Here is a 25,126-nt window from a genome sequence, read left to right as displayed (position 1 = left end):
GACGACATGCTGACCATCCAGAAGCTCGAAGCCGGCTACGGCAAGGTGCAGGTGCTGCACGGCATCTCGATCGAGGTGCCGAAGGGCCAGGTCGTCACGCTGATCGGCTCGAACGGCGCCGGCAAGACGACGACGATGCGCGCGGTGTCCGGCATGATCAAGCCGAGCGCCGGCGAGATCAGCCTGAACGGCCAGCGCATCGACGGCCTGGAGTCGTACCACATCGCCAAGCGCGGGCTGGCGCATTCGCCCGAAGGCCGGCGCGTGTTCGCGACGATGACGGTGACCGACAACCTGACGCTCGGCGCCTTTCCGCGCCTGACCGGCAGCCGCCCACGCGGCGACGTGCGGGCCGACCTGGAGCGGGCACTGGAGCTGTTCCCGCGCCTGAAGGAACGGCGCGAGCAGCTCGCCGGCACGCTGTCGGGCGGCGAGCAGCAGATGCTCGCGATGGCCCGCGCGGTGATGCTGAACCCGGAGATCGTGCTGCTCGACGAGCCGTCGATGGGGCTCGCGCCGATCCTGGTGGAGGAGGTGTTCCGCATCATCGCGCGCCTGAAATCCGAAGGCGTCACGATGCTGCTGGTCGAGCAGTTCGCGGCCGCGGCGCTGAACGTCGCCGACTACGGTTACGTGCTGGAGAACGGCCGCATCTCGGTGCACGGCCCGGCCGAGCGGCTGAAGAACGATCCGGCGGTGAAGGCGGCCTATCTCGGCGGCGGCCACTGAACGACAGGTGGGCCGAGCGCCGGGCCACGTCCCCTTGGGGGACCGTCCGGTGTACCCACCGGGCGAGGGGTGGTCATGTCGCCAACAGCCGCCGCAGCGTGGCCCACAGCGCATCGTCGCGGAACGGCTTCGCGATGTGGTCGTCCATGCCCGCGGCGAGGCTGCGCTCGCGGTCGCCGTCCATCGCGTTGGCCGTCAGCGCGACGATCGGCGTGCGCCGGCCGTCGCCCGATTCCTGCTCATGCTCACGCATCCGGCGGGCCGCCTCGAAGCCGTCCATCAGCGGCATCTGGCAGTCCATCAGCACCAGGTCGGGCCGGCGCGCCTTGAACGCAGCCACCGCCTGCTCGCCATCGCCGACCACCTGCACCGACAGTCCCAGCGCTTGCAGCGCCGCTTCGGCCACCAGCGCGTTCACCGGGTTGTCCTCCGCCAGCAGCACGTGGCCGCTGAGCAACCGCGCTCCATTCGGCGCGACCGCCTCGGCCGGCGCATCCGCCGGCGCACTGGGCAGCGTCACCGTCAGGCGGAAGTTCGAGCCCTCGCCCGGCACGCTGGTGAACAGCAGGTCGCCCCCCATCGCACGCGCCAGCTCGCGCGCGATCGTCAGGCCCAGGCCGGTGCCGCCGTAGCGGCGGCGAAACGAGTTGTCGCCCTGCTGGAACGCATCGAAGATGCGGCCGCGGTCGACCGCCGCGATGCCGATGCCGGTGTCGCGCACGTCGATGCGCACCCGCCCGCGCACCGGATGGTGCTTCACGGTCAGCGTCACCGAGCCGGCTTCGGTGAACTTGATCGCGTTGCCCAGCAGCTGCTGCAGCACCTGGCGCAGCCGCGCCGCATCGCCGATCACCAGCGCCGGCCGCGTCAGCGTCAGCCGGGTCTGCAGCAGCAGCCCGCGTTCGCTCGCCGCGAGGGACGATTGCGCGATGAGGTCGTCGAGCAGCTGCGCCAGGTCGAAGCGCTGCTGCGCCAGCGCGATGGTGCCGCCCTGCAGGTGCGAGAAATCCAGGATGTCGTTGATCTGCGCCAGCAGGTGCTCGCCGGCGCGCTCGATGACGTCCCACTGCGCCGGCGTCGGCGCCTCGGGCTGGCGCCGCAGCAGCCGCGCGAGCCCGAGGATGCCGTGCAGCGGCGTGCGCATCTCGTGGCTCATCGTCGCGAGGAACTGGCTCTTCACGCTGCTCTGCCGCTGCGCCAGCGCGAGCGCCTCGGCGCGTTCTTCGGCAATGCGGTCGGTGGTGTAGCGAAGCCGCAGCAGTTCGCGGATGCGCAGCTCGGCACGACGCGCCTCCCACAGCATCAGGCCGAGGAAGAACAGCACTCCGATCGCGGTGAAGATGCCGGCGCGCGTGCCCTGCATCGCCTGCAGCAGCACCGACGGCAGCAGCAGCGGCACCAGGAAGGCGACGCAGGCCGACGACGCGGCCTGCAGCACGAACACCGCGACCGCCGACACGCCGACCAGCGAGGCCATCATCAGCGCGACGATGTCGGGGTGCTGCTGCGGGATCAGCCAGGTGCCGGCCAGGCTCCAGACGAAGCCGTCCAGCGCCAGCACCGCCAGCAGCCGCCCACGCCACGGATGGGTCGCCGGCTCGGCCTGCGCGAAGAAGCGCTGGCGCAGCACCAGCCGCAGGGTGGAGACGCTGCAGCGCATCGCGAACCAGATCCACAGCTGCACCGGCGTGCCATACGGCATCAACCCCCAGCAGACCAGCAGCGCGAACGGCACGCCGGTCAGCGTGGCGGTGTGCGAGCGCTGGTAGAGCAGGGCCGTCTGCTCGTCGGCCATGCGACGCGCCAGGTCGGCGACACCAGGGTGCGACGAGGGCTCGGAGGTTTCCGCCGGAACTGCGGGCATGGACATCCTTGGCGGCAGCAATCGGCCGGATGACGCATTATCGACAGCCCGTCGGCACCGAGAGCACGCATGTCGTTCCTCCTCACTCCTGTGAAACCCGCATCGGCGCGGCTCGTCCTGCTGGGCGCCGCGTTGCTGGCGGGCACCCACTTGGCGGCCGCGCAAGCCACCGCCGAACCCACCCCTGCCCCAGCCTCGATTGCAGCCGACACGACGGCGGTCTACCTGATCGACCCGGCGCACACCCACATCCAGTGGGAGGTGCGGCACTTCGGCACCTCGACCAGCCGCGGCCGCTTCGACGACATCGCCGGCCACGTCACGCTGGAGCGCGCGGCGCAGCGCGGCGAGGCGTCGATCACGATCGGCACCGCGACCATCAACAGCGGCGTCGCGCCGCTCGACACCATCCTGCGCAGCCACAGCTTCCTCGACGTGAAGAACCATCCGCAGGCCTATTTCGTCGCCGACAAATTCCGCTTCGCCGACGGCCAGCCGTTGGAACTGCGCGGCGAGCTGACGCTGCACGGCGCGTCGCAGCCGCTGAGCCTGCGAGCGGTGAGCTTCAACTGCTACGAGCACCCGGTGCTGAAGCGCGAGGTCTGCGGCGGCGACTTCGAGGCCGAGTTCTCGCGCAGCGGCTTCGGCATCACCTACGGGCTGCCCTTCGTCGGCGACACCGTGAAGCTGCAGATCGGCATCGAGGCGATCCGCCAATGACGGTGGCGCTGCCGGCCGGCGTCGTCGTGCTGGAGCGCGGCTGGCTGTCGTCGAACAACGTGCTGCTGCACGGCGGGCCCGACGAGGGTGCGCTGCTGATCGACAGCGGGCATTGCCTGCACGCCGCGCAGACGCTGGCGCTGGTGACGCAGGCGCTGGCCGGCGTGCCGCTCGCGCGCATCGTCAACACGCACCTGCATTCCGACCACTGCGGCGGCAATGCGAGCTTGCAGCGCGCGCTGGGGGCCGAGATCACGGTGCCGCGCGCGAGCTGGCGCACCGTGCAGGCCTGGGACGAAGACGCGCTGTCGTACCGCGCGACCGGCCAGCTGTGCGAGCGCTTCCGCGCGCAATCGTCGCTCGCGCCGGGCGAGGCGCTGCAGGTCGGCGGCCGGCGCTGGCAGGCGCTCGCGGCACCGGGTCACGACCCGCAATCGCTGATGCTGTTCGACGAGCGCGACGGCGTGCTGGTCTCGGCCGATGCGCTGTGGGAGAACGGCTTCGGCGTGGTGTTCCCGGAGCTCGACGGCGTCGATGCGTTCGACGAGGTCGCCGCGGTGCTCGACCTGATCGAGCGCCTGCCGGTGCGAGTGGTGCTGCCGGGCCACGGCGCGCCGTTCGACGACGTGGCCGGTGCGTTGTCGCGCGCCCGATCGCGGCTGGCCGGCTTCCGCGCCGACCCGCTGCGCCATGCGCGGCACGGCGCGAAGGTGCTGCTGAAGTACCACCTGATGGAGCAGCGCTCGCAGGACTGGGCGGGCCTGCTGGCGTGGGCCGAGGGCACGCGGCTGTTCGCCGGCATCGGGCGGCAGCTCGGCTGGGCCGATGCATCGGCCGGCTGCCGGCAGCTGGTGGCGGAGCTGGCCGGGCAAGGTGCGCTGCGCGCCGACGAAGCCGGCGTGCACGACGCCTGAGCCGCGGGCACCGATCCTGCTGCCGTGATGGCATGCGCCCCGCACGCCGGGGATGACCGCCGTGTCCTGACGGAACACGCCCCGAACGGGCGCGACCGGCTGACACGAAGCGCCACATTTGCAAGCAAGCGAGACGCGTCATGCCGTTTGTAAACGCCCTGAGCCATGCCTTGATCCACGGCCACCGAAGCCGACACCTGGCGGCCACCTTCCTCAGCGTCGCGCTGCTGGCCGCCTGCGGCGGCAAGGGTGGCGAGGACAGCAGCGCCCCGCCGCCGGTGTCGGACGCACCGACGCCCGCCCCGGCGCCGTCCCCTTCCCCCGCGCCGGCCCCTGCGCCTGCGCCCTCTCCTGCGCCCTCCCCTGCGCCTGCTCCGGCGCCATCACCCTCGCCGGCCCCCGCGCCTTCACCGGCCCCGTCGCCCTCACCGGCGCCAGCCCCGTCGCCTGCACCCGCACCAGCACCCGCGCCGGCACCGGCCCCCACCGCGCCGGCCTCCGCCACGCAGCGCGATGCCGTCCGCCTCGCCGACCAGGCCAGTTTCGGCCCGAGCGAGACGCTGGTCACCGACATCAAGTCGAAGGGCGCCGCCAGCTGGATCGCCGCGCAGATGGCGCTCAACAGCTCGCGCTACACCAGCGGCAAGACTGGCGAGATCCACCAGAACACCAGCAGCACCGACTTCTGCGAGCTGCCGGCCCACGTCAACGAGGCCGACTGCTGGCGCGACTGGTTCTCGACCGAGCCGCTGCTGTGGGACTTCTACCGCAACGCGGTGAAGCAGCCCGACCAGCTGCGCCAGCGCGTCGCGTTCGCACTGCAGCAGGTGGTCGTGGTCAACAGCCTCGAGGTCAACGGCAACTACGGCTTCCGCGTCTACTACAACAACCTGCTCGACAACGCGTTCGGCAACTACCGCGATGTGCTGAAGAAGGTGACGCTGTCGCCGGTGATGGGCGACTTCCTGAACAACGCGAACAACGACAAGGCCGCGCCGAACGAGAACTACGCGCGCGAGCTGCTGCAGCTGTTCTCGATCGGCACCTGCGAGCTGAACACCGACGGTTCGCTGAAGACCGGCAAGTGCGTGCCGACCTACAGCAACGACACGGTGCGCGCCTATGCGTTCGCGCTGACCGGCTGGACCTACCCGGCCGGCGGCAGCACGTCGTACGGCTGCTACCCGACCGGCATGAACTGCCGCTACTACGGCGGCGACATGGTCGCGGTCGACAAGTTCCACGACACCGCCGCGCGCGACCTGCTGGGCGGCGCGAAGCTCGCCGCCGGCACCAAGGCCCCGGCCGCGCTCGAGACCGTGCTCGACAGCCTGATGGCGCACCCGAACACCGCGCCCTTCATCGGCAAGCAGCTGATCCAGCAGCTCGTCACCAGCAACCCGACGCCGCAGTACGTGGCGCGCGTGTCGGCGGCGTTCAGCAGCGGGCGCTACACCTACTTCGACAAGAGCTGGGGCAGCGGCAGGAACGGCGACCTGGCCGCCACCGTTGCCGCGGTGCTGCTCGACAGCGAGGCCCGCGCCGAGACCGCGACGCGCAACAGCGGCAAGCTGCGCGAGCCGACGCTGATGTTCACCGGCACGCTGCGCGCGCTGAACGGCAACACCGACGGCGACTCGCTGAGCTGGTGGTGGGGCGACAGCCTGCGCCAGCACGTGTTCCGCCCGCCGTCGGTCTTCAACTACTACCCGCCCGACTACCCGGTGCCGGGCACCGCGCTGGTCGGCCCGGCCTTCGGCATCCACAACGCCAACTCGGCGCTGGAGCGCCTGAACTTCCTGACCTACCTGCTCGACTGGGGCGGCACCAAGCCGGCCGGCAGCGGCGCGCCGAACCCGGTGGGCACGCTGGTCGACCTGTCGGCCTTCACCGCCGACGCCACCGATGCGGCCAAGCTCGTCGACCGGTTGTCGATGCTCGCGATCGGCCAGACGCTGCCGGCCGGGCCGCGCACCGACGTGATCGCCGCGGTGTCGGTGTCGGGCGCCAGCACCGACGCCCAGAAGCTCAACCGCGTGAAGATGGCCGCCTACCTCGTGTTCGGTTCGCCGAACTACCAGGTCCAACGCTGAGGACTGCACGATGACCCGCTCTTCCGCCCCCCTCTCGATCGACCGCCGCCGCTGGCTGCTCGGCTCCGGCGCCACGCTGGCCGGCGCGCTCGGCACCGGCACGCTGTCCAACCTGCTGCTCGGCGCGAAGCCGGCCTACGCGGCCGACTACAAGGCGCTGGTCTGCCTCTTCATGTACGGCGGCAACGACGGCTTCAACACCATCGTGCCGACCGACAGCCGCTATGACCAGTACGCCAACGTGCGGCAAGGCCTCGCGATCCCGAAGGCCAGCCTGGTGAACCTGGCCGGCATCAACTACGGGCTGCACCCGTCGCTCGCGGCGCTGTCCACCGCATGGAGCGACGGCAAGCTCGCGCCGGTGCTGAACCTGGGCACGCTGAACTCGCCGCTGACGAAGGACCAGTACCGCGCCGCGGCGAGCAGCTCCGACCTGCTGCCCGACAACCTGTTCTCGCACTCCGACCAGCAGATCCTGTGGGAGACCGGCAGCTCCGACTCGCTGACCCGCACCGGCTGGGGCGGCCGCGCGTCCGAGACGCTGGGCACCGCGAACCCGGTGATCTCGGTCGCCGGCTCGACGCGCTTCGGGCTGTCGTCGGCGCAGACGCCGCTGGTGCTGCCCGGCCCGGGCGCGACCTTCGGCGCCTACAACCTGCAGCCGAAGGACCTGACCAACAACGCGTCGAACACCGCGCGCAAGAAGGCCATCGACTCGCTGTACGCGCAGGCGCAGGACGCGGCGCTGGCCGACGCCTATGCGGCGGCGCAGCGCAATGCCTTCAGCGTGTCGGACCGCCTGGCCGCGACGGTGGCGGTGACGCCCGGCGGCACCGGCGCGCTGGCGGCGATCGACAGCGCATTCGCACCGCTGATCTCCGCCGGCACGCTGAAGACCGGCCTCGCGAAGCAGCTGTACCAGGTGGCCAAGCTGATCGCCGCCAACGGCACGGTGCAGGGCAACCGGCAGATCTTCTTCGCGTCGATCGACAGCTTCGACACGCATGCGAACCAGGTCACCGGCGGCGCGCCGACCACCGGCGCGCATGCCGACCTGCTGAAGGAAGTCGGCGATGCGCTGGGCGCGTTCTATGCCGCGATGAAGAACCTCGGCATGGCCGACGCGGTGACGGCCTTCACGCAGAGCGACTTCGGCCGCACCTTCACGCCGAACAACAGCAACGGCACCGACCATGCGTGGGGCAGCAACCACCTGGTGCTCGGCGGCGCGGTGAAGGGCGGCGCCAGCTACGGCACATTCCCGACGCTGACGCTGGGCGGGCCGGACGACGTCGGCAAGGACAGCTGGGAGCTGCAGGGCCGCTGGATCCCGACCACCTCGGTCGACCAGTACGCCGCGACGATGCTCGGCTGGTTCGGCGCCAGCGACGCGCAGCTGGCGACGGTGCTGCCGAACCTGAAGAACTTCGGCACGAAGAAGCTCGGCTTCCTGTAGCTGGCAATCCGCGATCGTTCCGTCGCGGATGGTTGCAGCCTGTCCGACGGATCGGCCGGACCGTCGCCTGGCGCTCGCGCCGGCCCGGCGCCGCCGCTTACAGTGGCCGCATGGATTCTCGTTCCACCCCGCCCGCCGCCCCCGGCTTCACCGGCTCGATGCTGCCGGCCGCGCGCCGCGGCTTCAGCGCCTACGCCCGCTGGCTGGACAGCATCAGCTGGAAGCGCTTCATCGTGCTGTCGGTGCTGGCGCTGATCGCCTCCGGCATCCTGTCCGACCTGCCGCCGTTCAACCTGCGCTGGAGCGACGACCGCGTCATCGTGAAAGGCCCGAAGCGCAAGGCGCCGGCGGCCCCGGCCGCTCCGGCCAGCACCGCGTCGTCGGCGGACACCGGCAAGCATGCCAACGTCACCATCGCCGGCAAGCCGTTCGAGGTCACGATCGACGACAAGGGCGTGCGCATCGGGCCGCTGGAGATCGACGACCGGGGCGTGCGCGCCGGCGGCGTGACGATCGACGACCGCGGCGTGCGCATCGGCCCGGGGTCGCCGGCCGCGGCGGCGTCGGCGGCCGCCTCGGCCGCGAGCGGGATCGCGATCTCGGTGCCGGGCATCGAGGTCAAGCTGCCGAAGAACGCCGACACCGAAGAGGTGCGCGCCGCGGTCGAGCAGGCCAAGGCCGACATCCAGCGTGCGATCGCCGATGCGCAGGAGGCCGCGGTCGATGCGCAGCGCGAGGCCGCCGACCGCGTGCTCGAGAAGATGGCCGCCGACGACGAGGTGGAAACCACCACCATCAAGGGCTTCCGCCCCGGCGACCACCTGCCCGGCTTCACCTTCCTGCTGATCTTCATCTCGATGATCATCAAGATCATGGCGGCCGGCCGCTTCAAGGCCGAGGCGCAGGCGGTGGTGGCCACCGAGATGGCCGAGTCCGAGGCGCTGAAGCGCCAGGTGATCGAGGCCCGCATGGCCGCGATGCAGGCGCAGGTCGAGCCGCACTTCCTGTTCAACACGTTGGCCAGCATCGACCACCTGATCGAGACCGACCCGCCGCGCGCCAGCCGGATGCAGAAGAACCTGATCGCGCTGCTGCGCGCCAGCATGCCGACGATGCGCGAGGCCAATGCGCAGGCCACCCGCGACCTCGGCCGCGAGCTCGCGGTGATCCGCCCCTACCTGGAGATCCTGAAGGTGCGGATGGAAGAGCGGCTGCAGACCGAGGTGCGCGTCAGCGACGGCCTGTTGTCGGCCGAGTTCCCGCCGATGATGCTGCAGAGCCTGGTCGAGAACGCGATCAAGCACGGGCTGGAGCCGAAGGCCGAAGGCGGCTCGCTGACCGTCGGCGCCGAGATCGTGCACGGCAAGCTGGCGGTGACGGTGGCCGACACCGGCCTCGGCTTCGGCAAGGCCGCGACCGCCGGCACCGGCATCGGCCTCGCGAACATCCGCGAACGCCTGCAGCTGCTGTATGGCAACAAGGCCAGCCTGACTGTCGCCGAGAACCCCGGCGGCGGCACGCGGGTGACGATCACCGTGCCCTACCGTTCCAAGTCCGATGAAGGAGCCTCCGCATGAAACGCGTCCTCCAGGCCTTGCTGTGCCTCGCCCTCAGTGCGCTCGTGATGGCCGGCCTGCTGGCGGCGGCGCTGCTGCACAGCCTGCCCACCGACGGCATCCACGTCACCGTCGACGGCGAGTCGTGGACGCTGCCGGCCCTGCAGGTGGGGCACTGGCTGGTGGCCACCGCCTGCCTGCTGGTGGTCGGGCTGGTGCTGGCGGTCGTCGTGCCGTGTGCGCTGATGGTGGGCGTCGGCGTGCCGCTGCTGATGGCGGCGCTGGCCATCGGCATCGCGGTCGCGGTGGCGCTGCTGGCCGCCGGGCTGATGCTGTCGCCGGTGCTGCTGCTCGCCGGGTTGCTGTGGCTGGTGTGGCGGCTGCTGGAGCGCCGGCCGAAGCCTCCGCAGGCCCCGGCTGAGGCTACGATCCGGGGATGAACATCCGAGCTGTGATTGCCGACGACGAGCGGCTGATGCGCGAGCAGCTTCGCGCGCGACTCGCCGAGGTGTGGCCCGAACTGGAGATCGTCGCCGAGGCGAAGAACGGGCTCGAGGCGGTCGAGCTGACGACGCAGCACCGGCCCGACCTGGTCTTCCTCGACATCCGCATGCCGGGCATGACCGGCGTCGAGGCGGCGCGCCAGATCGGCCAGCTGGCCGCCGGCGACGACGAGTGGGACGGCTGCGAGATCGTCTTCATCACCGCCTACGACCAGTACGCGGTCGAGGCCTTCGAGCAGGGCGTCGTCGACTACGTGCTGAAGCCGGCCGAGCGCGAGCGGCTCGCGCTGACGGTCGAGCGCATCCGCAAGCGGCTCGCGCAGCGCGCCGCGGCGAACGACGCGCCGCCGGTGGCCGGGCCCGAGATGCAGCAGCTGCTGCAGAAGCTCGCGCTGCAGCTGAGCCCGGGCAGTGCGCCGCAGCGGCTGCGCTGGATCCAGGCGACGGTCGGGCAGAGCATCCAGATGATCCCGGTCGACGACGTGCTGTTCTTCATCTCCGACGAGAAGTACACCCGGGTGCAGACGGCGACGATCGAGGCGCTGATCCGCAAGCCGATCAAGGAGCTGCTGGACGAGCTGGACCCGAACCAGTTCTGGCAGATCCACCGCTCGACGCTCGTCAACACGCAGGCGATCTCCGGCGTGACGCGCGACCTGCGCGGGCGCCAGCTGGTCAGCGTGAAGGGGCATGGCGAGAAGCTGGAGGTGTCGCGCAGCTTCACCGGGCTGTTCAAGGGGATGTGAGCGGGCGCAGGGACCGGTGGTTCAGCTCAGCAGCTTGACCAGCGCATCGGGGTGGATGCCCAGGCCGCCCAGGCCCGCGACGCCCATCAGCACGCCGAAGCCCATCGGTACCCACGCCAGCCAGTACAGCCACCACAGCTGCGTCAGCGCCGTCACCGCGAGCAGCGCGATCGCGATCGCGAGCAAGGCGTCCGACAGGTCGAACTGGTCGTCGCGGAAGTTCAGCGCGTCGTAGGCCTTCTGGTCCTGTTCGGCCTGTGCCTTGACCTCGAGCTTCTTCTTCGCCTGGTCGGCCGCCAGCGCCGCGTAGCGCGCGATCTCGGTGTCGTAGGCCGCTGCCTCGGCCCCGCTGCGGCCGGCACGCGCGAGGCGCAACTGCGTCAGCGTGGCCTCGGCCACCTCTTGTCGAACATTGCGCGCCTGGTAGTAGGACCAGTGGTCCAGTTTGTCCGCCTGCGCCTGCTGCATCGCCTGCACGATGTTGTCGTCCTTGACCTTGCAGATGCCCATGAAGGTCGCGAGGATCGCCACGCTGATCGCCACCGCCGCATTGAGGCGCGCATGGCGTTGCGTCGTGGCCGACGCCTCCTCCCGCAGCGACTCCACCGTCTGAACCGGGTCCACATCCATCACGTCTGCTCCGACAACGGTTTGTTCGAATTCTCCGCGCGCATCGACACCGCGATCAACCACTGCGCCGCCCAGTAGCTGCCGAGGATGAGCAGCGCCGACAACGGCAGCGGCGCGCCGAATCGGTCGGTGGCGAGCAACGCGTCCGACGCGACGAACACCGCGCCGCCGATCGCGGCATGACGCGCGAGCCGCACCGCCTGCACGTCGCCGCCGGCATGCGCCGCATGCCATGCGCACATCGCCTGCGCCGCCATCGCCGACAGGCAGGCCACATAGGCCAGCACCGGCAGCCGCAGCACCGACGGCACGCCGTTCCACAGCAGTGCCAGGATCGCGCCAGCCAGCACCGCATACGCCGCGAACGCCGTCGGCCAGGCCGCGAAGCGCAGCCCGCGCGTGAAGGCCACGATGTAGGCCAGGTGCGCCAGCAGGAACGCCACCAGCCCCGGCAGGAAGCCCCGCACCGGCCACAGCAGCGCGACATCGCCTGCCAGCGACAGCCCGAGCCCGACGCGGATCCAGCGCCGCCGCGCCGGGGCATCGGCCCCGCGCGGCCACGCGAACGCGATGACCAGCAGCGTGGTCAGCGGCTTGAACACGAACAGCCAATGCGACGCGATCAGCCCGTCGCCGGCGGCGATCGCCAGCACGGCGCTGGCGAGCACGGCGAGCGCCCACGCGATCGTCTTCATGCCGCCCCCGGCGCCGCGGCCTTGGCCTGCTCGGCGCGCGCCAGCGCCGCGGCGCGCAGCGCCTTCAGCTTCTCGCGCGGATCTTCCTTCGGCCCGGCCTCGTGCAGCTTCATCTCGCCGATGAAGCGGCTCGGGATGCCCTGCACGAAATCGCGCCCGCGCTTGCGGCGGCGCAGCGTGCTGACCGCCAGCGTCGTGCGCGCCCGCGTGATGCCGACGTACATCAGCCGGCGCTCTTCCTCGAGCCGCTGCGGCGTCATCTCCTCGTCGTCGCTGCGGAACGGCAGCAGCCCCTCGTTGACGCCGGCCAGCACCACGTGCGGCCATTCGAGGCCCTTCGACGCATGCAGCGTCGACAGCGTGATCACGTCCTGCTCCTCGCCGCGCTCGGCCAGGCTCATGATCACCGAGATGGTCTGCGCGACGTCGAGCACGCTGGTGCGCTCGGTCTCGATGCTCATGCCGCCGTCGTTCTCGATCTCGCCGCCGCAGCGTTTCGCGATCCAGTCGATGAAGTCGATCACGTTCGACCAGCGCGCGGCGGCGACCTTCTCGCTGTCGTCGCCGTCGTACAGGTGCTTCTCGTAGTCGATGTCCTTCAGCCAGCCCATCAGCAAGGCCTTGGCATCTTCCGAGCCGGTGGTGTGGCGGGCGCGGTACTCGAAGTCGCTGACGTAGCGGCCGAACTCGTGCAGCGAGCCGATCGCGCGCGCATTGATCGCGGTGCCCAGGCTCTCGGCGAACAGCGCCTCGTACAGGCTGGTCTTCCACTTGCCGGCGAACTCGCCGAGGCTGCCCAGCGTCTGGTGGCCGATGCCGCGCTTCGGCGTGGTCACCGCGCGCAGGAACGCCGGGTCGTCGTCGTTGTTGACCAGCAGCCGCAGCCAGGCGCACAGGTCGCGGATCTCGGCGCGGTCGAAGAAGCTCTGCCCGCCCGACACCTTGTACGGCAGCTCGGCCTTGCGCAGCGCCTTCTCGAACACCCGCGCCTGGTGGTTGGCGCGGTACAGGATCGCGAAATCCTTGAACTGCACGCCGTCGGCCGCTCCGTTGGCCCGGATCGCCTGGATGCGAGCGACCGCGCGCTCGGCCTCGTGCTCCTCGTTGTCGCACTCGACCAGCTGCACCGGCTCGCCGTCGCCGAACGCGCTCCACAGCTTCTTCTCGAACAGCTTCGGGTTGTGGCCGATCACGCTGTTGGCCGCGCGCAGGATGTGGCCGGTGGAGCGGTAGTTCTGCTCCAGCGGGATCACCTTCAGCGCGGTGTATTCCTGCGGCAGGCGGCGCAGGTTCTCGATGGTCGCGCCGCGCCAGCCGTAGATGCTCTGGTCGTCGTCGCCGACCGCGGTGAACATGCCGCGTTCGCCGACGATGCTCTTCAGCAGCTCGTACTGGATCGCGTTGGTGTCCTGGTATTCGTCGACCAGCACGTAGCGCAGCGTGTTCTGCCAGGTCGCGCGGGCCTCGTCGTCGCGCTTCAGCAGCCGGTACGGCAGGCCGATCAGGTCGTCGAAGTCGACCGCCTGGTAGGCCGCGAGCCGCTCTTCGTAGCGCTTCATCACCTTCTGCGCGACCGCGTCGTCGTCGGTCTCGGGCTTCACGTCGTCGCTGGCCAGGCCCTCGTTCTTCCACAGGCTGATGGTCCACTGCCAGCGGCGCGCCATCGCGACGTCGGTGGTGCCGCCGGCGTCCTTCAGGATGCCGAGCACGTCGTCGCTGTCGAGGATGCTGAACTTCTCCTTCAGCCCGAGGCGTGCGCCCTCGGCGCGCAGGATGCGCACGCCCAGCGAGTGGAAGGTGCTGACCACCAGGTGCTTCGCGGCGCGCGCGCCGATCAGCGACTTGGCGCGCTCGCGCATTTCCTGCGCGGCCTTGTTGGTGAAGGTGATCGCGGCGATCTGGCCCGGCGCATAGCCGGCCTGCAGCAGCCGCGCGATCTTGTGCGTGATGACCCGCGTCTTGCCCGAGCCGGCGCCGGCCAGCACCAGGCACGGACCGGACAGGTGCTGCACCGCCTCCATCTGGGCGTTGTTCAGCGTGGAGACGGAATCGGGGGAGGAGGACACGGGCGGACGGCTTCGCAAGGGGGAGTCGCGTCGATCATAGGCGAGCGACCCGCGCCGAGACGGCGCGCGACTGTGATAGAACCGGCGCGGCCTGCCTTCGCAGCGATCTCCCGTACCGCCCTCTTTCCTGCCGACCCGATGAGCCTCACCTCCTTCGACCGCCGCCGCCTGTTGCAATGGGCCGCGATCAGCACCGGCGCCCCGTGGTTCGTGCCCGCCGCGCGCGCCACCGACGTCGACCGCTTCGCGCTCGGCATCGCCTCCGGTTCGCCGCGCGCCGACAGCGTGGTGCTGTGGACGCGCCTGGTCGGCGCTGACCTGCCGCCGCGCGTGCCGGTGCAGTGGGAGCTGGCGCGCGACGAGGCCTTCACGCAGGTCGTCGCGCGCGGCACCGAGACCGCCGAAGCCGCCTGGGGCCACAGCGTGCATGCACAGCCGCGCGAGCTGGCGCCGTCGCGCAGCTACTTCTACCGCTTCAGCGCGCTCGGCGCGCGCAGCGCGACCGGCCGAACCCGCACCGCGCCGCCGCGCGGCGCGAACGAATCGCTGGCCTTCGCGATCGCGTCGTGCCAGCGCTGGGACCACGGCCATTTCGCCGCCTGGCGCCACCTGGCCGACGAAGCGCCCGACCTGGTCGTCTTCCTCGGCGACTACATCTACGAGTACGCGCCGGTGGCCGGCCGCGTGCGCCTGCACGAAGGCAGCGGCGAAGCGACGACGCTCGCGCAATACCGGGCCCGCTATGCGCAGTACAAGGGCGATACCGACCTGCAGCGCATCCATGCCGCCGCGCCGTGGATCGTGACCTGGGACGACCACGAGGTCGCAAACGACTACGCGAATGACCTGGCCGACGCGGCCGCGCCGGATTTCCTCGCGCGCCGTGCCGCCGCCTACCAGGCCTGGTGGGAACACATGCCGCTGCCGCCGTCGTCGCGGCCGGTGCGCGCGAACGCGCAGGTGTTCGACCGCTACGACTGGGGCGCGCTGGCGCGCTTCCATGTGCTGGACGACCGCCAGTACCGCGACCACCAGGCCTGCCAGAAGCCGGGCCGCGGCGGCGGCGGCACGGTCGACCTCGCCGCCTGCCCCGAGCTGGTGGCACCGAAGCGCACGCTGCTCGGCAACGCACAGGAGCAATGGCTGGGCGACGGCCTCGCGCGCGACGACGTGCGTTGGAACCTGCTCGCGCAGCAGACGCTGATGGCGCCGTTCACCTGGACCAAGGAAGGCCGCTTCTGGACCGACGGCTGGTCCGGCTACCCGGCCGCGCGCGAGCGGCTGCTGGACACGCTGGCCGAGCGGCGCACCGCGAACCCGGTGGTGCTGAGCGGCGACGTGCACTGCAACTACGTGGCCGACCTGAAGCGCCGCCCCGGCGATGCGGCGCCGCTGGCCACCGAGTTCTGCGGCACGTCGATCACCAGCCATGGCATGGCGCAGGCCCGGCTCGATCCGGCGCTGCCGCTGAACCCGCACATCCACTACGCGCGCAGTGAGGAGCGCGGCTACATGAGCTTCCGGCTGAACCCGCAGCGCCTCGAGGCCACGCTGCGCGTCGTCAGCGATGCGAACGACCCGCACGCGACGATCCGCAGCGCGGCGCGTTTCAGCGTCGAGGCCGGCCGGGCGGGTGCGCAGGTCGGATAAAGCAAGCGAGTCCCCCCCTTCAAATGGGTTATTGGCGCGGCGAACGCAGATCGCGAATACTGGCGCCGACCATGAGACAGTTCATCCGCCACCCTGTCGACCTGCCGGTCCAGATCGGCGCCGAGAACCTGCACGGGCCGGCCGCTGCCCATGCGCACGACATCAGCGCCGGCGGTCTCGCGGTGCATGTCGACCGCGCGGTGGCGCCGGGCGCGCATGTGCGCATCCGCATCCCGTATGTGCAACCGGCCTTCGAGGCCGATGCGCGCGTCGCGTGGTGCGAGCCGAGCGAGATCGACGGCTACGAGCTGGGGGTGACCTTCCTCGATGCCGAGGTCGCGTTCCTCGCACGGATGGTCGAGCAGGTCTGCCACATCGAGGACTACCGCCAGTCGGTCGGCCGCATCGAGGGCCGGCAGCTCACGGCCGAAGAGGCCGCGATGGAATGGATCGAACGCTATGCAGGCGAGTTTCCGGCGATCGCGGCCGGCCGGCCGCACTGACCTGTCGCGGCCTCAGCGCGGCGCGCGCAGGTCTTGCAGCACGCGGCCGGCCGCGCGGAGTTCGTCTTCATGGCCCGCGTGGCGCCACGGTTCGGCCAGCGCCTCAGCATACCAGGCCTGCATCGCCGGCAAGGCCAGCAGCCGCGCGAGGTACTCGTTCGAGCGCGCCGACAGCGCCGGCGAATAGGTCTGAGCCCGGAACGCCAGCGGCGCGAAGAACGCATCCACCGCGGTGAAGTGCGGGCCCGCGAGGAACGGCCCGCCGAAGCGCGCAAGCCCTTGGTCCCACAGAGCCGACAGCCGGTCCCATTCGGCCTGCAGCGCGGGCGGCCACGGGTCGATCCGCACGCGTACGCCGCAGTTCATCGAGCACAGGTTGCGCACCATGAAGAAACCGGAGTGCATCTCGGCGGCCGCGCAGCGCGCCCATGCGCGTGCGCCGCGGTCGGCGGGCCAGGCGGCAGGATGCGACTCGGCCAGGTACTCGACGATCGCCAGCGAATCCCACACCACCGTCTCGCCGTCGACCAGGCACGGCACCTTGCCGGAAGGCGAGAAGCTGCCGAAGACCTCCGCCTGCGAGCCGGCGCCGAACGGCACCAGCTGCTCGTCGAACGGGATCGACAGCGTGCGCATCAGCACCCAGGGGCGCAGCGACCAGGACGAGTAGTTCTTGTTGGCGATGAACAGCTTCAGCGGGTGGGGTGCGGTCATGCGTGCGGTCATGCGGCAGTGTAGGCAAAACGGTATCGCCTGCAGGCCCGGGCCGGTGGGCTTAGCATCGCGCGATGGATTTCCGCCGCGCCGTCGCCGTCGCCTTCGCCATGTGGCTGCTGTGCCCGTTGGCGCATGCCCAGCCGGTCGACGTGCAGGTGCTGCTGCAAGGCGACAAGGTGGTGCTCGACGTCAGCGCGAGCGTCGCCGCCGAGCGCGAGCAGGTGTGGGCGGTGCTGACCGACTACGAGCACATGGCGGGCTTCGTCTCGAACCTGAAGTCGAGCGTGGTGATCGGCCACGACAACAACGCGCTGCAGGTCGAGCAATCCGGCGAAGCGCGCCACGGCCTGCTGCATTTCGCGTTCCACAGCGTTCGCTCGGTCGAGCTGGTCGCGCCGCAGGAAATCCGCTCGCACCTGGTCAGCGGCGACTTCAAGAGCTACGAGGCGACGACCCGGTTGATCGCCGAGGACGGCGGCCACACGCGGATCGCGTTCCACGGCGAGTACGTGCCGAACCGCTGGGTGCCGCCGGGCATCGGGCCGTCGCTGATCCGGTCGGAGACCGGCAAGCAGTACGACGAGCTGATCGCCGAGATCCGGCGCCGCAAGAACGCGGCGCTGCCGCCGGCTGTACCGGCCTCTGCCACCCCCTGAGGGATCTGCGCAAGGCGATACTTGCGGCCCTGTGCAGTCCATCCTTGCCGTCACGATTCCCTTTTTCGCGCTGGTGCTGTGCGGCTACCTCGCCGCCCGCCGCCACGTGCTGCCCGAGGCCGCGATCCCCGGCCTCAATGCCTTCGTGCTGTTCTTCGCGCTGCCGTGCATGCTGTTCCGCTTCGGCGCCAGCATGCCGTTCGCGCAGCTGATCGACCCGGCGCTGATCGGCGTCTACATCGCCTGTGCGCTGCTGGTGGTGGCGCTGGCCGTCGGGCTGGCGCTCCACGGCGGGCTCGACCTCAAGAACGCCGCGTTCGGCGCGCTGGTCGCCGCGTTCCCGAACACCGGCTTCATGGGCGTGCCGCTGCTCGCCGCGCTGCTCGGCGAACGGGCCGCCGGGCCGGTGATCGGCACCGTGCTGGTCGACCTGCTGCTGACCAGCTCGCTGTGCGTGGCGCTCGCCCAATCGCGCCGGCACGACGGCACGCCGCACGGCGACCTCGGTGTGTCGATCCGGCGCTCGCTGCGCGGCGCGCTCGGCAACCCGCTGCCGTGGGCCATCGGCCTCGGCGCGCTGCTCGCGGCCAGCGGGCGCGAACTGCCCGGGCCGCTGGCGCAGATCGTCAAGATGCTCGGCGATGCAGCGACGCCGGTCGCGCTGTTCACGATCGGCGCGGTGCTGTGGCGCGCCGGCCAGCATGCGCACGGCCGCACGCCGGTCCGGCACTACCTGCCGGTCGCGCTGGTCAAGCTGTTCGTGCACCCGCTGCTGGTGTTCGGCCTGGGCCTCGCGGCGCGCCGGGCCGGGCTGGCCGTCAGCGACTTCGGCCTCGTCGTGCTGACCTTGGCCGCGGCGCTGCCGAGCGCCAGCAACGTCTCGCTGCTGGCCGAGCGGTACCGCGCCGACAACGGGCGCATCGCCCGCATCATCCTGGCCAGCACGGTGCTGGCGTTCGCGAGCTTCTCGCTGCTGGCGGCATGGCTGGTGCCGCGGGCCGGCGCCTGAGGTGCCACCGCCGGCAATTGGCATTCGCTATGGCTGGTCTTTGAGCAATTGAATTTACAGAAAGCCCGCGCTTTCTGACACTGGCGGGACCGAACCCAGGAGCCCGCATGAGCCAAGACACTTCCCGACTGACCACCGCCGCCGGCATTCCGGTCGACGACAACCAGAACTCGATCACCGCCGGCCCGCGCGGCCCGGTGCTGCTGCAGGATTTCCACCTGATCGAGAAGCTGCAGCACTTCAACCGCGAGCGCATCCCCGAGCGCGTGGTGCATGCCAAGGGCTCGGGCGCCTACGGCACCTTCACCGTCACGCACGACATCGGCCGCTTCACGAAGGCACGCCTGTTCAGCGCGATCGGCAAGCAGACCGAGACCTTCGTGCGCTTCTCGACCGTCGGCGGCGAGAAGGGCAGCGCCGACACCGAGCGCGACCCGCGCGGCTTCGCGCTGCGCTTCTACACCGAAGACGGCAACTGGGACCTGGTCGGCAACAACACGCCGATGTTCTTCATCAAGGACGCGATCAAGTTTCCCGACTTCATCCACACGCAGAAGCGCCACCCGCAGACGAACCTGAAGTCGCCGACGATGATGTGGGACTTCTGGAGCAAGGCACCGGAGAGCCTGCACCAGGTGACGATGCTGTTCAGCGACCGCGGCACGCCCGACGGCTACCGGCACATGGACGGCTTCGGCAGCCACACCTTCAGCCTGATCAATGCCGACGGCGAGCGGGTGTGGGTCAAGTGGCACCTGAAGACGCAGCAAGGCATCCGCAACCTGTTGCCCGAGGACGCGGTGCGGCTGGCCGGCAGCGATCCGGACCATGCGCAGCGCGACCTGTTCGCGGCGATCGAGCGCGGCGATTTCCCGAAGTGGAACGTCTCCATCCAGGTGATGACCGAGGCCGAGGCGGTCGCGTGGGAAGCACGCACCGGCTGGAACCCGTTCGACCTGACCAAGGTGTGGCCGCACGCCGATTTCCCGCGGCTGCCGGTCGGCGTGCTGGAGCTCAACCGCAACCCGGTCAACTACCACGCCGAGGTGGAGCAGGCCGCGCTGTCGCCGGCCAACGTGGTGCCGGGCCTGGGCTTCAGCCCCGACAAGATGCTGCAGGGCCGCCTGTTCGCGTACCACGATGCGCAGCTGTACCGCGTCGGCACCAACCACCAGCACCTGCCGGTGAACCGGCCGCGCTGCCCGGTGAACCACCAGCAGCGCGACGGCAGCATGGCCGGCAGCGCAGGCGACACCAACGGCAGCAGCGCGGCGCAGAACTACGCGACGGTGCAGGCGGGCGGTGTCGCGCCGACGGGCTTCGGCCATGGCGATGGCGGCTGGGCTTTGAACGGCACGGCCGGCCGCTACGACGAACGCGGCCAGTCGGACGACTTCACGCAGGCCGGCAACCTGTTCCGCCTGCTGCCGGCCGACGAGAAAGACCGGCTGACCAGCAACATCGCCGGGGCGATGCGCGGCGTGCCGGCGGAGATCCAGCAGCGCCAGATCGGGCACTTCACGAAGGCCGATCCGGCCTACGGCGATGCGGTGGCGCGCAAGCTCGCCGCGCTCGAAGGGGGTGCGCGTTGAAGACCGTCCGCCTGGCGATCGGGATGCTGATCAACGGCCTCGGGTTCGGGATCCTGGTCACGCACTGGATCGGCTGATCGGCATACTGGCGAGATGCACGCTGCCACGCTGAACGCACTCGCCAGTTTTCCCGACCAGCTCGCCGCCTTCTACGCCGAGGTGCCGCGGGGCTGCGAGACCTTCGTGCCCGCGTCGTGGAAGGGCGTGCCGAGCGAGGCCTTGTCGCCGCTCGCGCAGCTGTGCCACGTGCGCGACATCGAGATCGACGGCTACCACGTCCGCCTGCAACGCACGCTCGACGAAGAGCGGCCGCTGCTCGCGTCGATCGACACCGATGCGCTGGCCGTCGAGCGCGACTATGCGCATGCCGATGCGGCGCAAGCGCTCGCCGCCTTCCGGCTCGCACGCGAACAGACGCTGGCGCTGGTCCGCCGCATCGAGCCGCACCAGTGGGAGCGCACCGCGGTGTTCGAAGGTTATGGCGCGCTGACGCTGCGCAGCCTGGTGCACTACCTCGCGAGCCACGACCAGCAGCACCTGGCCGGGCTGCAGTGGCTGCTCGGCAAGATCGACGCCGCGCGCCACGCGGGCGGTGTCAGCTGAGCCCCGCCATGAGCCCCGCTACCAGCTCAACGGATTGACGCGGTAGAAGCGGCTCAGCTCGGCGAACAGCGCCGGGTGCTGCTGCGCCATCAGCGGCGCCTGCTCGAAGAACACCTCGCTCGCGACCGCGAAGAACTCGGCCGGGTTGGTCGCGCCGTAGTGGCTGAGCAGCGTGGCCTCGCCGCGCTCGGCCTGTCGCTGCAGCAGCGCGAACTCGCTGCCGAACACCTGCGCCCAGTGCGCGCGGTGGCGGCTGCCGATCCACGGCGCGCCGTTCGCATCGCCGTTCTCCTGGTCGAGCTGGTGCGCGAATTCGTGGATCACCACATTGCGGCCGTCGTCGGCGGCGGCCGCGCCTTCCAGCGCGTCGTGCCACGACAGGATCACCTGGCCTTGCGACCAGGATTCGCCGGCCAGCACCTGGCGCTGCTCCTGCAGCACGCCGGCCGGGCCGGTGTGCACCTTGTCGACGACGAAGGCGCCGGGGTAGACCAGCACCTGGCTCAGGTTCGGGAAGTAGCCGGGCCGCCGCTTGTTCAGCAGCAGCAGGCAGGCCTGCGCGGCGATCGTCACCTTCATCTCCTCGGTGACCTGCAGTCCGCCGCAGCCGATGAACACCTTCTCGGCGAGGAACACCTGCATGTGCTTCTTCAGCTGCAGCTGCAGGTCGGCCGGCATGCCGCGCACATACGGCACATGGCGGCGCAGGACCTGGCGCCAGTCGGCCGGGAACGGACGGGCACGCACGCGGCGGCGGCGCAGCTCGATCCAGAACGGCTCGCCGATCAGCCAGGCGACGAAGGCGCCGACGAGGAGCACGACGATGATGAGGGTCAGCATGGTGCGGCGTCCTGGTCGGTGGTAGCTCCCACGTGGGCCCGCGTGGCGGCATTTCAATGCGGGCCTGCTGCGGCAAAGTTGGCTCCAAAGGTAACGGCGCGGCCCCCGCTGCTACAGTGGCGACCGCTTTTCAAGGCCCGCGCCCATGTCACACCCCATCGTCATCCTCGGCACCGGCCTCGCCGGCTTCACGCTCGCGCGCGAACTGCGCAAGCTCGACACCACGACGCCGCTCGTCATCGTCAGCCGCGACCACGCCGGCTTCTATTCGAAGCCGATGCTGTCGAACGCGCTGGCCGGCAAGAAGACCGCGGCCTCGCTGGTGATGAAGCCGGCCGAGAAGATGGCGGCCGAGTTGACTGCGACGCTGCGGTCGAACGCGGTCGTCGCGCGCATCGACACCACCGCGCAGCGGGTCGAGCTCGACGGCGGCGAGACGCTCCCGTACCGCGACCTGGTGCTGGCGCTCGGCGCCGACCCGATCCGCGTGCCGCTGGCCGGCGATGGTGCCGACGACGTGCTGTCGGTCAACGACCTCGACGACTATGCCCGCTTTGCCGACCGGCTCGACGGCGCGCAGCGCGTCGCGATCCTCGGTGCCGGGCTGATCGGCTGCGAATTCGCGAACGACCTGCTGGCGCGCGGCATCGCGCCGACGGTGATCGACCTGGCACCGCGCGCGTTGCCGCGGCTGCTGCCCGAGCAGGCCAGCGCACGGCTGCGCGACAGGCTGGAGGCCGCGGGCGTGGGCTTTCGGTTCAACACGTCGGTGGCGACGGTGCAGCGCGCGGGCCGCGGCTTCACGCTGACGCTGAACGACGGCAGCACGCTCGATGCGGACCTGGTGCTGTCGGCGGTGGGCTTGCGCCCGCGCACGGCGCTCGCACACGCGGCCGGCATCACGACCAACCGCGGCGTGGTGACGAACCGGCTGCTCGCGACCAGCGCGGCCAACGTGCATGCGCTCGGCGACTGTGCCGAGGTCGACGGCCACACGCTGCCGTACGTGATGCCGATCATGCAGCAGGCGCGCGCGCTGGCCGCGACGCTGGCCGGCAAGCCGACGCCGGTGGCCTACCCGGCGATGCCGGTGATCGTGAAGACGCCGGCCTGCCCGACGGTGGTGTGCCCGCCGCCGCTGGAGGCGTCGGGCGCGTGGACGGTGACGCTCAGCGACGACGGCTGCGATGCGCGCTTCCACAGCGGCGACGGGCAGCTGCTCGGCTTCGCGCTGCTGGGCAGCGCGACCGCGCAGCGGCAGGCGCTGGTGCCGCAGGTGCCGGGGCTACTGGTGTGATGGACCACGTCCTGGCTTGACTCGCGATTCGCCCTGCCCAGGGCGAAGGGGTTGGGTCAGATCGCCAGCGGATCCACATCCAGCGCCCAACGCAGCACGCCCTTGTGCTCGCTGCGCAATGACGGCAAGCTCGCGACCCACGATGTCAGCACCCGCTGCAACACGCCGCGCGACGGCCCCTCCATCAGCATCTGCATGCGCTCGACATTGGCGACGCGCGCGATCGTGGTCGGCACCGGCGGGTAGATCAGCAGCTGGTCGGCGCCGTCGAACTGGTTCGCCAGGTCCGACGCCGCCTGCAGGAAATCGCGCGCCGCCTGCGCGGTGCGCGCCTCGGCCCGCAGCAGCGCCAGGTGCGTGAACGGCGGCAGTCCGGCCATCTCGCGCTCCTTCAACTGCTGCGCCGCGAAGGCCGCATAGTCGTGCGTGCGCAGCGCCTGGTACAGCGCATGCCGCGGGTGCCAGGTCTGCACCCACATCTCGCTCGCGCCCGCTTGCGCCGCATCGCGCCCGGCCCGCCCGGCCGCCTGCATCAGCAGCGAGAACACCCGCTCCGGCGCGCGGAAATCGCTGCTGAACAGCGCACTGTCGGGGTCGACCGCCGCCACCAGCGTGATGCGCCGGAAGTCGTGCCCCTTGGCCACCATCTGCGTGCCGACCAGCACGTCGACGTTGCCGTCGTGCACCGCCGACAGCTGCGCTTCGAGCGAGCCCTTCAACCGCGTCGAATCGGCATCGATGCGGGCGATGCGCGCGCCCGGCAGCGCCTGCGCGAGCTGCTCCTCCAGCCGCTCGGTGCCGCGGCCCATCGGCGCGATGTCGAGGTTGCCGCAATCGGGGCAGGCGCGCGGCACCGGCTGCGTCAGGCTGCAGTGGTGGCAGCGCAGCGTGCGGTCGACGCGGTGGAACACCCGGAACGCGCTGCAGTTCGGGCAGCCGCTCTTCCAGCCGCATTCGCCGCAGTGCAGCACCGGCGCATAGCCGCGCCGGTTCAGGAACAGCATGCTCTGCTCGCCGCGCTCCAGGCGCGCGCCGAGCGCCGCCACCAGCTGCGGCGACAGCGCGGTGCTGATGCCCTTGACCTTGGGCAGCAGGTTCATGTCGACCAGCCGCACCGCCGGCAGCGCGCCGCCGCCGATGCGGTGGCCCATCGTCAGCCGGGTGTAGCGGCCCTGCTCGGCACGCTGCCAGCTCTCGATCGACGGCGTGGCCGAGCCGAGCACGACGCAGGCGCCTTCGAGCTTGCCGCGGTACACCGCCAGGTCGCGCGCCGAATAGCGCGCGCCTTCCTGCTGCTTGTACGACGGGTCGTGTTCCTCGTCGACGACGATCAGCCCGAGACGCGGCAGCGGCGCGAACACCGCGAGCCGCGTGCCCAGCACCAGGTCGGCCAGCCCGAGGTGCGCCGCGAGCCAGTGCTTGAGCCGCTGCGCCGGCGTCAGCCCGCTGTGCAGCGAGACGATGCGCCGCGGCGACGGCCCGTTGCCGAAGCGCTCGGCGAAGCGGGCCTCGAGCTGCGGCGTCAGGTTGATCTCCGGCACCAGCACCAGCACCTGCTGGCCGGCGGCAAGCGCCCGCTCGGCGGCACGCAGGTAGACCTCGGTCTTGCCGCTGCCGGTCAGCCCGTGCAGCAGCACGACCGGCGCCGAGCCCGGCGTGTGCAGCGCCTGCAGCTGCTCGAGCACCGCGGCCTGGTCGGCATTCAGCTCGGGCGCCGGCACGGCCGCAGCGCTCGGCCGGGGCGCCGCCGCGGTCGCCTTGCGCAGCCGGGCGATCCGGTTCGCGAGCTGGGCGTCGTCGAGCTTGCGCAGTTCGGGCGGCAGCACCGCCAGCGCCATCTCGCCGACGCTGCGCTGGTAGTAGGCCGCCGCAAAACCGACCAGCTCGCACCAGCGGGTGCTCAGCGGCGGCAGCGCGTCCAGCACCTGCGCGATCGGTTTCAGCGCCAGCGATGGCTCGCTTCCGGCCTCGCCGGGCCAGACGATGCCCGGCACCTCACGCCGCCCGAGTGGAACACGTACCAAGGTTCCTGGCGGTAGCGGGCGCTCGCTCAGGTAGTCGAGCGTGCCCTGCAACCCGCTGTGCTGCGGGGTCTCGACCGCGACCGGCAGCGCGGTGGCGAGCTCGGCAGGAATCAGGGGCGAGTTATCGGCCAAAGCTAGAGTGACTCACAGGAAATCCGTCTAAGTCGCTGATACAAAAGGCGTTTTGGAGCTTTCCCCGCGTTCTGTGGATAACTTTGTGGGAAACCTGCAGAGAGCCGCGCTAAGTTCTTGATCTGTCTGGC

Annotated in this window: 22 protein-coding genes; 15 read left to right on the top strand and 7 right to left on the bottom strand. The window is 70.7% G+C overall.

Annotation, left to right across the window (positions count from 1 at the left end; all coding sequences use genetic code 11):
- Positions 1-6 precede the first annotated feature (6 nt).
- Complete coding sequence (locus FHT26_RS18190; protein ID WP_168561526.1) at positions 7-729, top strand: ABC transporter ATP-binding protein; 723 nt, start codon at positions 7-9, stop codon at positions 727-729.
- 73 nt (positions 730-802) lie between these two features.
- Here the strand turns inward: FHT26_RS18190 and FHT26_RS18185 are convergent, their stop codons facing one another.
- A complete protein-coding gene (locus FHT26_RS18185; RefSeq protein WP_168561525.1) occupies positions 803-2,593 on the bottom strand; it encodes an ATP-binding protein in 1,791 nt (596 codons plus the stop codon).
- A gap of 69 nt (positions 2,594-2,662) precedes the next feature.
- On the opposite strand from FHT26_RS18185, the gene FHT26_RS18180 reads away from it, so the two are divergent.
- The 7 genes from FHT26_RS18180 to FHT26_RS18150 all read left to right on the top strand — a co-directional run bounded on the left by FHT26_RS18180 (position 2,663) and on the right by FHT26_RS18150 (position 10,581).
- Positions 2,663-3,313 (top strand): YceI family protein, encoded by a 651-nt coding sequence (locus FHT26_RS18180; RefSeq protein WP_168561524.1) that lies wholly within the window; start codon positions 2,663-2,665, stop codon positions 3,311-3,313.
- Entirely contained in the window at positions 3,310-4,227 is a 918-nt protein-coding gene (locus FHT26_RS18175; RefSeq protein ID WP_168561523.1) for an MBL fold metallo-hydrolase, read from the top strand. Before FHT26_RS18180 ends, FHT26_RS18175 begins: the two co-directional genes overlap by 4 nt.
- Positions 4,228-4,367: 140 nt before the next feature.
- The gene (locus tag FHT26_RS18170) at positions 4,368-6,320 is read left to right on the top strand and encodes a DUF1800 domain-containing protein (RefSeq protein WP_168561522.1); all 1,953 of its coding nucleotides are present in this window, start codon (positions 4,368-4,370) and stop codon (positions 6,318-6,320) included.
- A gap of 10 nt (positions 6,321-6,330) precedes the next feature.
- The gene (locus tag FHT26_RS18165) at positions 6,331-7,776 is read left to right on the top strand and encodes a DUF1501 domain-containing protein (RefSeq protein WP_168561521.1); all 1,446 of its coding nucleotides are present in this window, start codon (positions 6,331-6,333) and stop codon (positions 7,774-7,776) included.
- A gap of 110 nt (positions 7,777-7,886) precedes the next feature.
- Positions 7,887-9,353 (top strand): sensor histidine kinase, encoded by a 1,467-nt coding sequence (locus tag FHT26_RS18160; protein WP_168561520.1) that lies wholly within the window; start codon positions 7,887-7,889, stop codon positions 9,351-9,353.
- Positions 9,350-9,772: a hypothetical protein gene (locus FHT26_RS18155; protein WP_168561519.1), complete on the top strand. Its 423-nt coding sequence runs from the start codon at positions 9,350-9,352 to the stop codon at positions 9,770-9,772. The genes FHT26_RS18160 and FHT26_RS18155 overlap by 4 nt, the downstream gene beginning before the upstream one ends.
- The gene (locus tag FHT26_RS18150) at positions 9,769-10,581 is read left to right on the top strand and encodes a LytR/AlgR family response regulator transcription factor (protein WP_168561518.1); all 813 of its coding nucleotides are present in this window, start codon (positions 9,769-9,771) and stop codon (positions 10,579-10,581) included. The genes FHT26_RS18155 and FHT26_RS18150 overlap by 4 nt, the downstream gene beginning before the upstream one ends.
- 21 nt (positions 10,582-10,602) lie before the next feature.
- Here FHT26_RS18150 and FHT26_RS18145 read toward each other — a convergent pair whose 3' ends face one another.
- From FHT26_RS18145 to FHT26_RS18135, 3 genes are read right to left on the bottom strand one after another with little or no spacing between them, the layout of a single operon-like run.
- Positions 10,603-11,211 carry a DUF4337 domain-containing protein gene (locus FHT26_RS18145; RefSeq protein ID WP_168561517.1) on the bottom strand — a complete coding sequence of 203 codons (609 nt, stop codon included), beginning with the start codon at positions 11,209-11,211 and terminating at the stop codon, positions 10,603-10,605.
- Entirely contained in the window at positions 11,211-11,906 is a 696-nt protein-coding gene (locus tag FHT26_RS18140; protein WP_168561516.1) for a lysoplasmalogenase, read from the bottom strand. Before FHT26_RS18140 ends, FHT26_RS18145 begins: the two co-directional genes overlap by 1 nt.
- A complete protein-coding gene (locus FHT26_RS18135; RefSeq protein ID WP_349238171.1) occupies positions 11,903-13,972 on the bottom strand; it encodes an ATP-dependent helicase in 2,070 nt (689 codons plus the stop codon). Before FHT26_RS18135 ends, FHT26_RS18140 begins: the two co-directional genes overlap by 4 nt.
- Before the next feature lie 138 nt (positions 13,973-14,110).
- Between FHT26_RS18135 and FHT26_RS18130 the strand changes: the two genes are divergently transcribed.
- Together FHT26_RS18130 and FHT26_RS18125 are read left to right on the top strand one after the other, a co-directional pair.
- Entirely contained in the window at positions 14,111-15,622 is a 1,512-nt protein-coding gene (locus tag FHT26_RS18130) for an alkaline phosphatase D family protein (RefSeq protein WP_168561515.1), read from the top strand.
- A 71-nt stretch (positions 15,623-15,693) separates the two neighbouring features.
- Entirely contained in the window at positions 15,694-16,125 is a 432-nt protein-coding gene (locus FHT26_RS18125; RefSeq protein ID WP_168561514.1) for a PilZ domain-containing protein, read from the top strand.
- 12 nt (positions 16,126-16,137) lie between these two features.
- Here the strand turns inward: FHT26_RS18125 and FHT26_RS18120 are convergent, their stop codons facing one another.
- Positions 16,138-16,839, bottom strand: a complete 702-nt coding sequence (locus FHT26_RS18120) for a glutathione S-transferase N-terminal domain-containing protein (protein WP_168561513.1) — start codon at positions 16,837-16,839, stop codon at positions 16,138-16,140.
- A 74-nt stretch (positions 16,840-16,913) separates the two neighbouring features.
- On the opposite strand from FHT26_RS18120, the gene FHT26_RS18115 reads away from it, so the two are divergent.
- The 4 genes from FHT26_RS18115 (at position 16,914) to FHT26_RS18100 (ending at position 20,702) form a co-directional block, all read left to right on the top strand.
- On the top strand, positions 16,914-17,498 hold the full coding sequence (locus tag FHT26_RS18115) for an SRPBCC family protein (RefSeq protein ID WP_168561512.1): 585 nt from the start codon (positions 16,914-16,916) through the stop codon (positions 17,496-17,498).
- 31 nt (positions 17,499-17,529) lie between these two features.
- Positions 17,530-18,507, top strand: coding sequence for an AEC family transporter (locus FHT26_RS18110; protein WP_168561511.1), 978 nt, complete (start codon positions 17,530-17,532; stop codon positions 18,505-18,507).
- A 107-nt stretch (positions 18,508-18,614) separates the two neighbouring features.
- Complete coding sequence (locus FHT26_RS18105) at positions 18,615-20,099, top strand: catalase (RefSeq protein ID WP_168561510.1); 1,485 nt, start codon at positions 18,615-18,617, stop codon at positions 20,097-20,099.
- Positions 20,100-20,192: 93 nt separating this feature from the next.
- Complete coding sequence (locus FHT26_RS18100; protein WP_168561509.1) at positions 20,193-20,702, top strand: DinB family protein; 510 nt, start codon at positions 20,193-20,195, stop codon at positions 20,700-20,702.
- Positions 20,703-20,720: 18 nt separating this feature from the next.
- Here the strand turns inward: FHT26_RS18100 and FHT26_RS18095 are convergent, their stop codons facing one another.
- Complete coding sequence (locus FHT26_RS18095; RefSeq protein WP_168561508.1) at positions 20,721-21,542, bottom strand: M90 family metallopeptidase; 822 nt, start codon at positions 21,540-21,542, stop codon at positions 20,721-20,723.
- A 145-nt stretch (positions 21,543-21,687) separates the two neighbouring features.
- Here FHT26_RS18095 and FHT26_RS18090 point away from each other — a divergent pair, with 145 nt between their 5' ends.
- Entirely contained in the window at positions 21,688-22,839 is a 1,152-nt protein-coding gene (locus FHT26_RS18090) for an NAD(P)/FAD-dependent oxidoreductase (protein ID WP_168561507.1), read from the top strand.
- Positions 22,840-22,895: 56 nt separating this feature from the next.
- Here the strand turns inward: FHT26_RS18090 and FHT26_RS18085 are convergent, their stop codons facing one another.
- On the bottom strand, positions 22,896-24,995 hold the full coding sequence (locus FHT26_RS18085; protein WP_246867980.1) for a primosomal protein N': 2,100 nt from the start codon (positions 24,993-24,995) through the stop codon (positions 22,896-22,898).
- Positions 24,996-25,126: the final 131 nt, after the last annotated feature.

The organism is Rhizobacter sp. SG703, from assembly GCF_012275445.1.
GTDB lineage: Bacteria > Pseudomonadota > Gammaproteobacteria > Burkholderiales > Burkholderiaceae_C > Rhizobacter.
Note: the sequence above shows the minus strand (reverse complement) of the source record. Positions and strands in the feature narration are given on the sequence as shown.

Coding starts and splice junctions, on each gene's coding strand:
- FHT26_RS18190 (WP_168561526.1), top strand. CDS start 7: ATGCTGACCATCCAGAAGCTCGAAGCCGGCTACGGCAAGGTGCAGGTG.
- FHT26_RS18185 (WP_168561525.1), bottom strand. CDS start 2,593: ATGCCCGCAGTTCCGGCGGAAACCTCCGAGCCCTCGTCGCACCCTGGT.
- FHT26_RS18180 (WP_168561524.1), top strand. CDS start 2,663: ATGTCGTTCCTCCTCACTCCTGTGAAACCCGCATCGGCGCGGCTCGTC.
- FHT26_RS18175 (WP_168561523.1), top strand. CDS start 3,310: ATGACGGTGGCGCTGCCGGCCGGCGTCGTCGTGCTGGAGCGCGGCTGG.
- FHT26_RS18170 (WP_168561522.1), top strand. CDS start 4,368: ATGCCGTTTGTAAACGCCCTGAGCCATGCCTTGATCCACGGCCACCGA.
- FHT26_RS18165 (WP_168561521.1), top strand. CDS start 6,331: ATGACCCGCTCTTCCGCCCCCCTCTCGATCGACCGCCGCCGCTGGCTG.
- FHT26_RS18160 (WP_168561520.1), top strand. CDS start 7,887: ATGGATTCTCGTTCCACCCCGCCCGCCGCCCCCGGCTTCACCGGCTCG.
- FHT26_RS18155 (WP_168561519.1), top strand. CDS start 9,350: ATGAAACGCGTCCTCCAGGCCTTGCTGTGCCTCGCCCTCAGTGCGCTC.
- FHT26_RS18150 (WP_168561518.1), top strand. CDS start 9,769: ATGAACATCCGAGCTGTGATTGCCGACGACGAGCGGCTGATGCGCGAG.
- FHT26_RS18145 (WP_168561517.1), bottom strand. CDS start 11,211: ATGGATGTGGACCCGGTTCAGACGGTGGAGTCGCTGCGGGAGGAGGCG.
- FHT26_RS18140 (WP_168561516.1), bottom strand. CDS start 11,906: ATGAAGACGATCGCGTGGGCGCTCGCCGTGCTCGCCAGCGCCGTGCTG.
- FHT26_RS18130 (WP_168561515.1), top strand. CDS start 14,111: ATGAGCCTCACCTCCTTCGACCGCCGCCGCCTGTTGCAATGGGCCGCG.
- FHT26_RS18125 (WP_168561514.1), top strand. CDS start 15,694: ATGAGACAGTTCATCCGCCACCCTGTCGACCTGCCGGTCCAGATCGGC.
- FHT26_RS18120 (WP_168561513.1), bottom strand. CDS start 16,839: ATGACCGCACCCCACCCGCTGAAGCTGTTCATCGCCAACAAGAACTAC.
- FHT26_RS18115 (WP_168561512.1), top strand. CDS start 16,914: ATGGATTTCCGCCGCGCCGTCGCCGTCGCCTTCGCCATGTGGCTGCTG.
- FHT26_RS18105 (WP_168561510.1), top strand. CDS start 18,615: ATGAGCCAAGACACTTCCCGACTGACCACCGCCGCCGGCATTCCGGTC.
- FHT26_RS18100 (WP_168561509.1), top strand. CDS start 20,193: ATGCACGCTGCCACGCTGAACGCACTCGCCAGTTTTCCCGACCAGCTC.
- FHT26_RS18095 (WP_168561508.1), bottom strand. CDS start 21,542: ATGCTGACCCTCATCATCGTCGTGCTCCTCGTCGGCGCCTTCGTCGCC.
- FHT26_RS18090 (WP_168561507.1), top strand. CDS start 21,688: ATGTCACACCCCATCGTCATCCTCGGCACCGGCCTCGCCGGCTTCACG.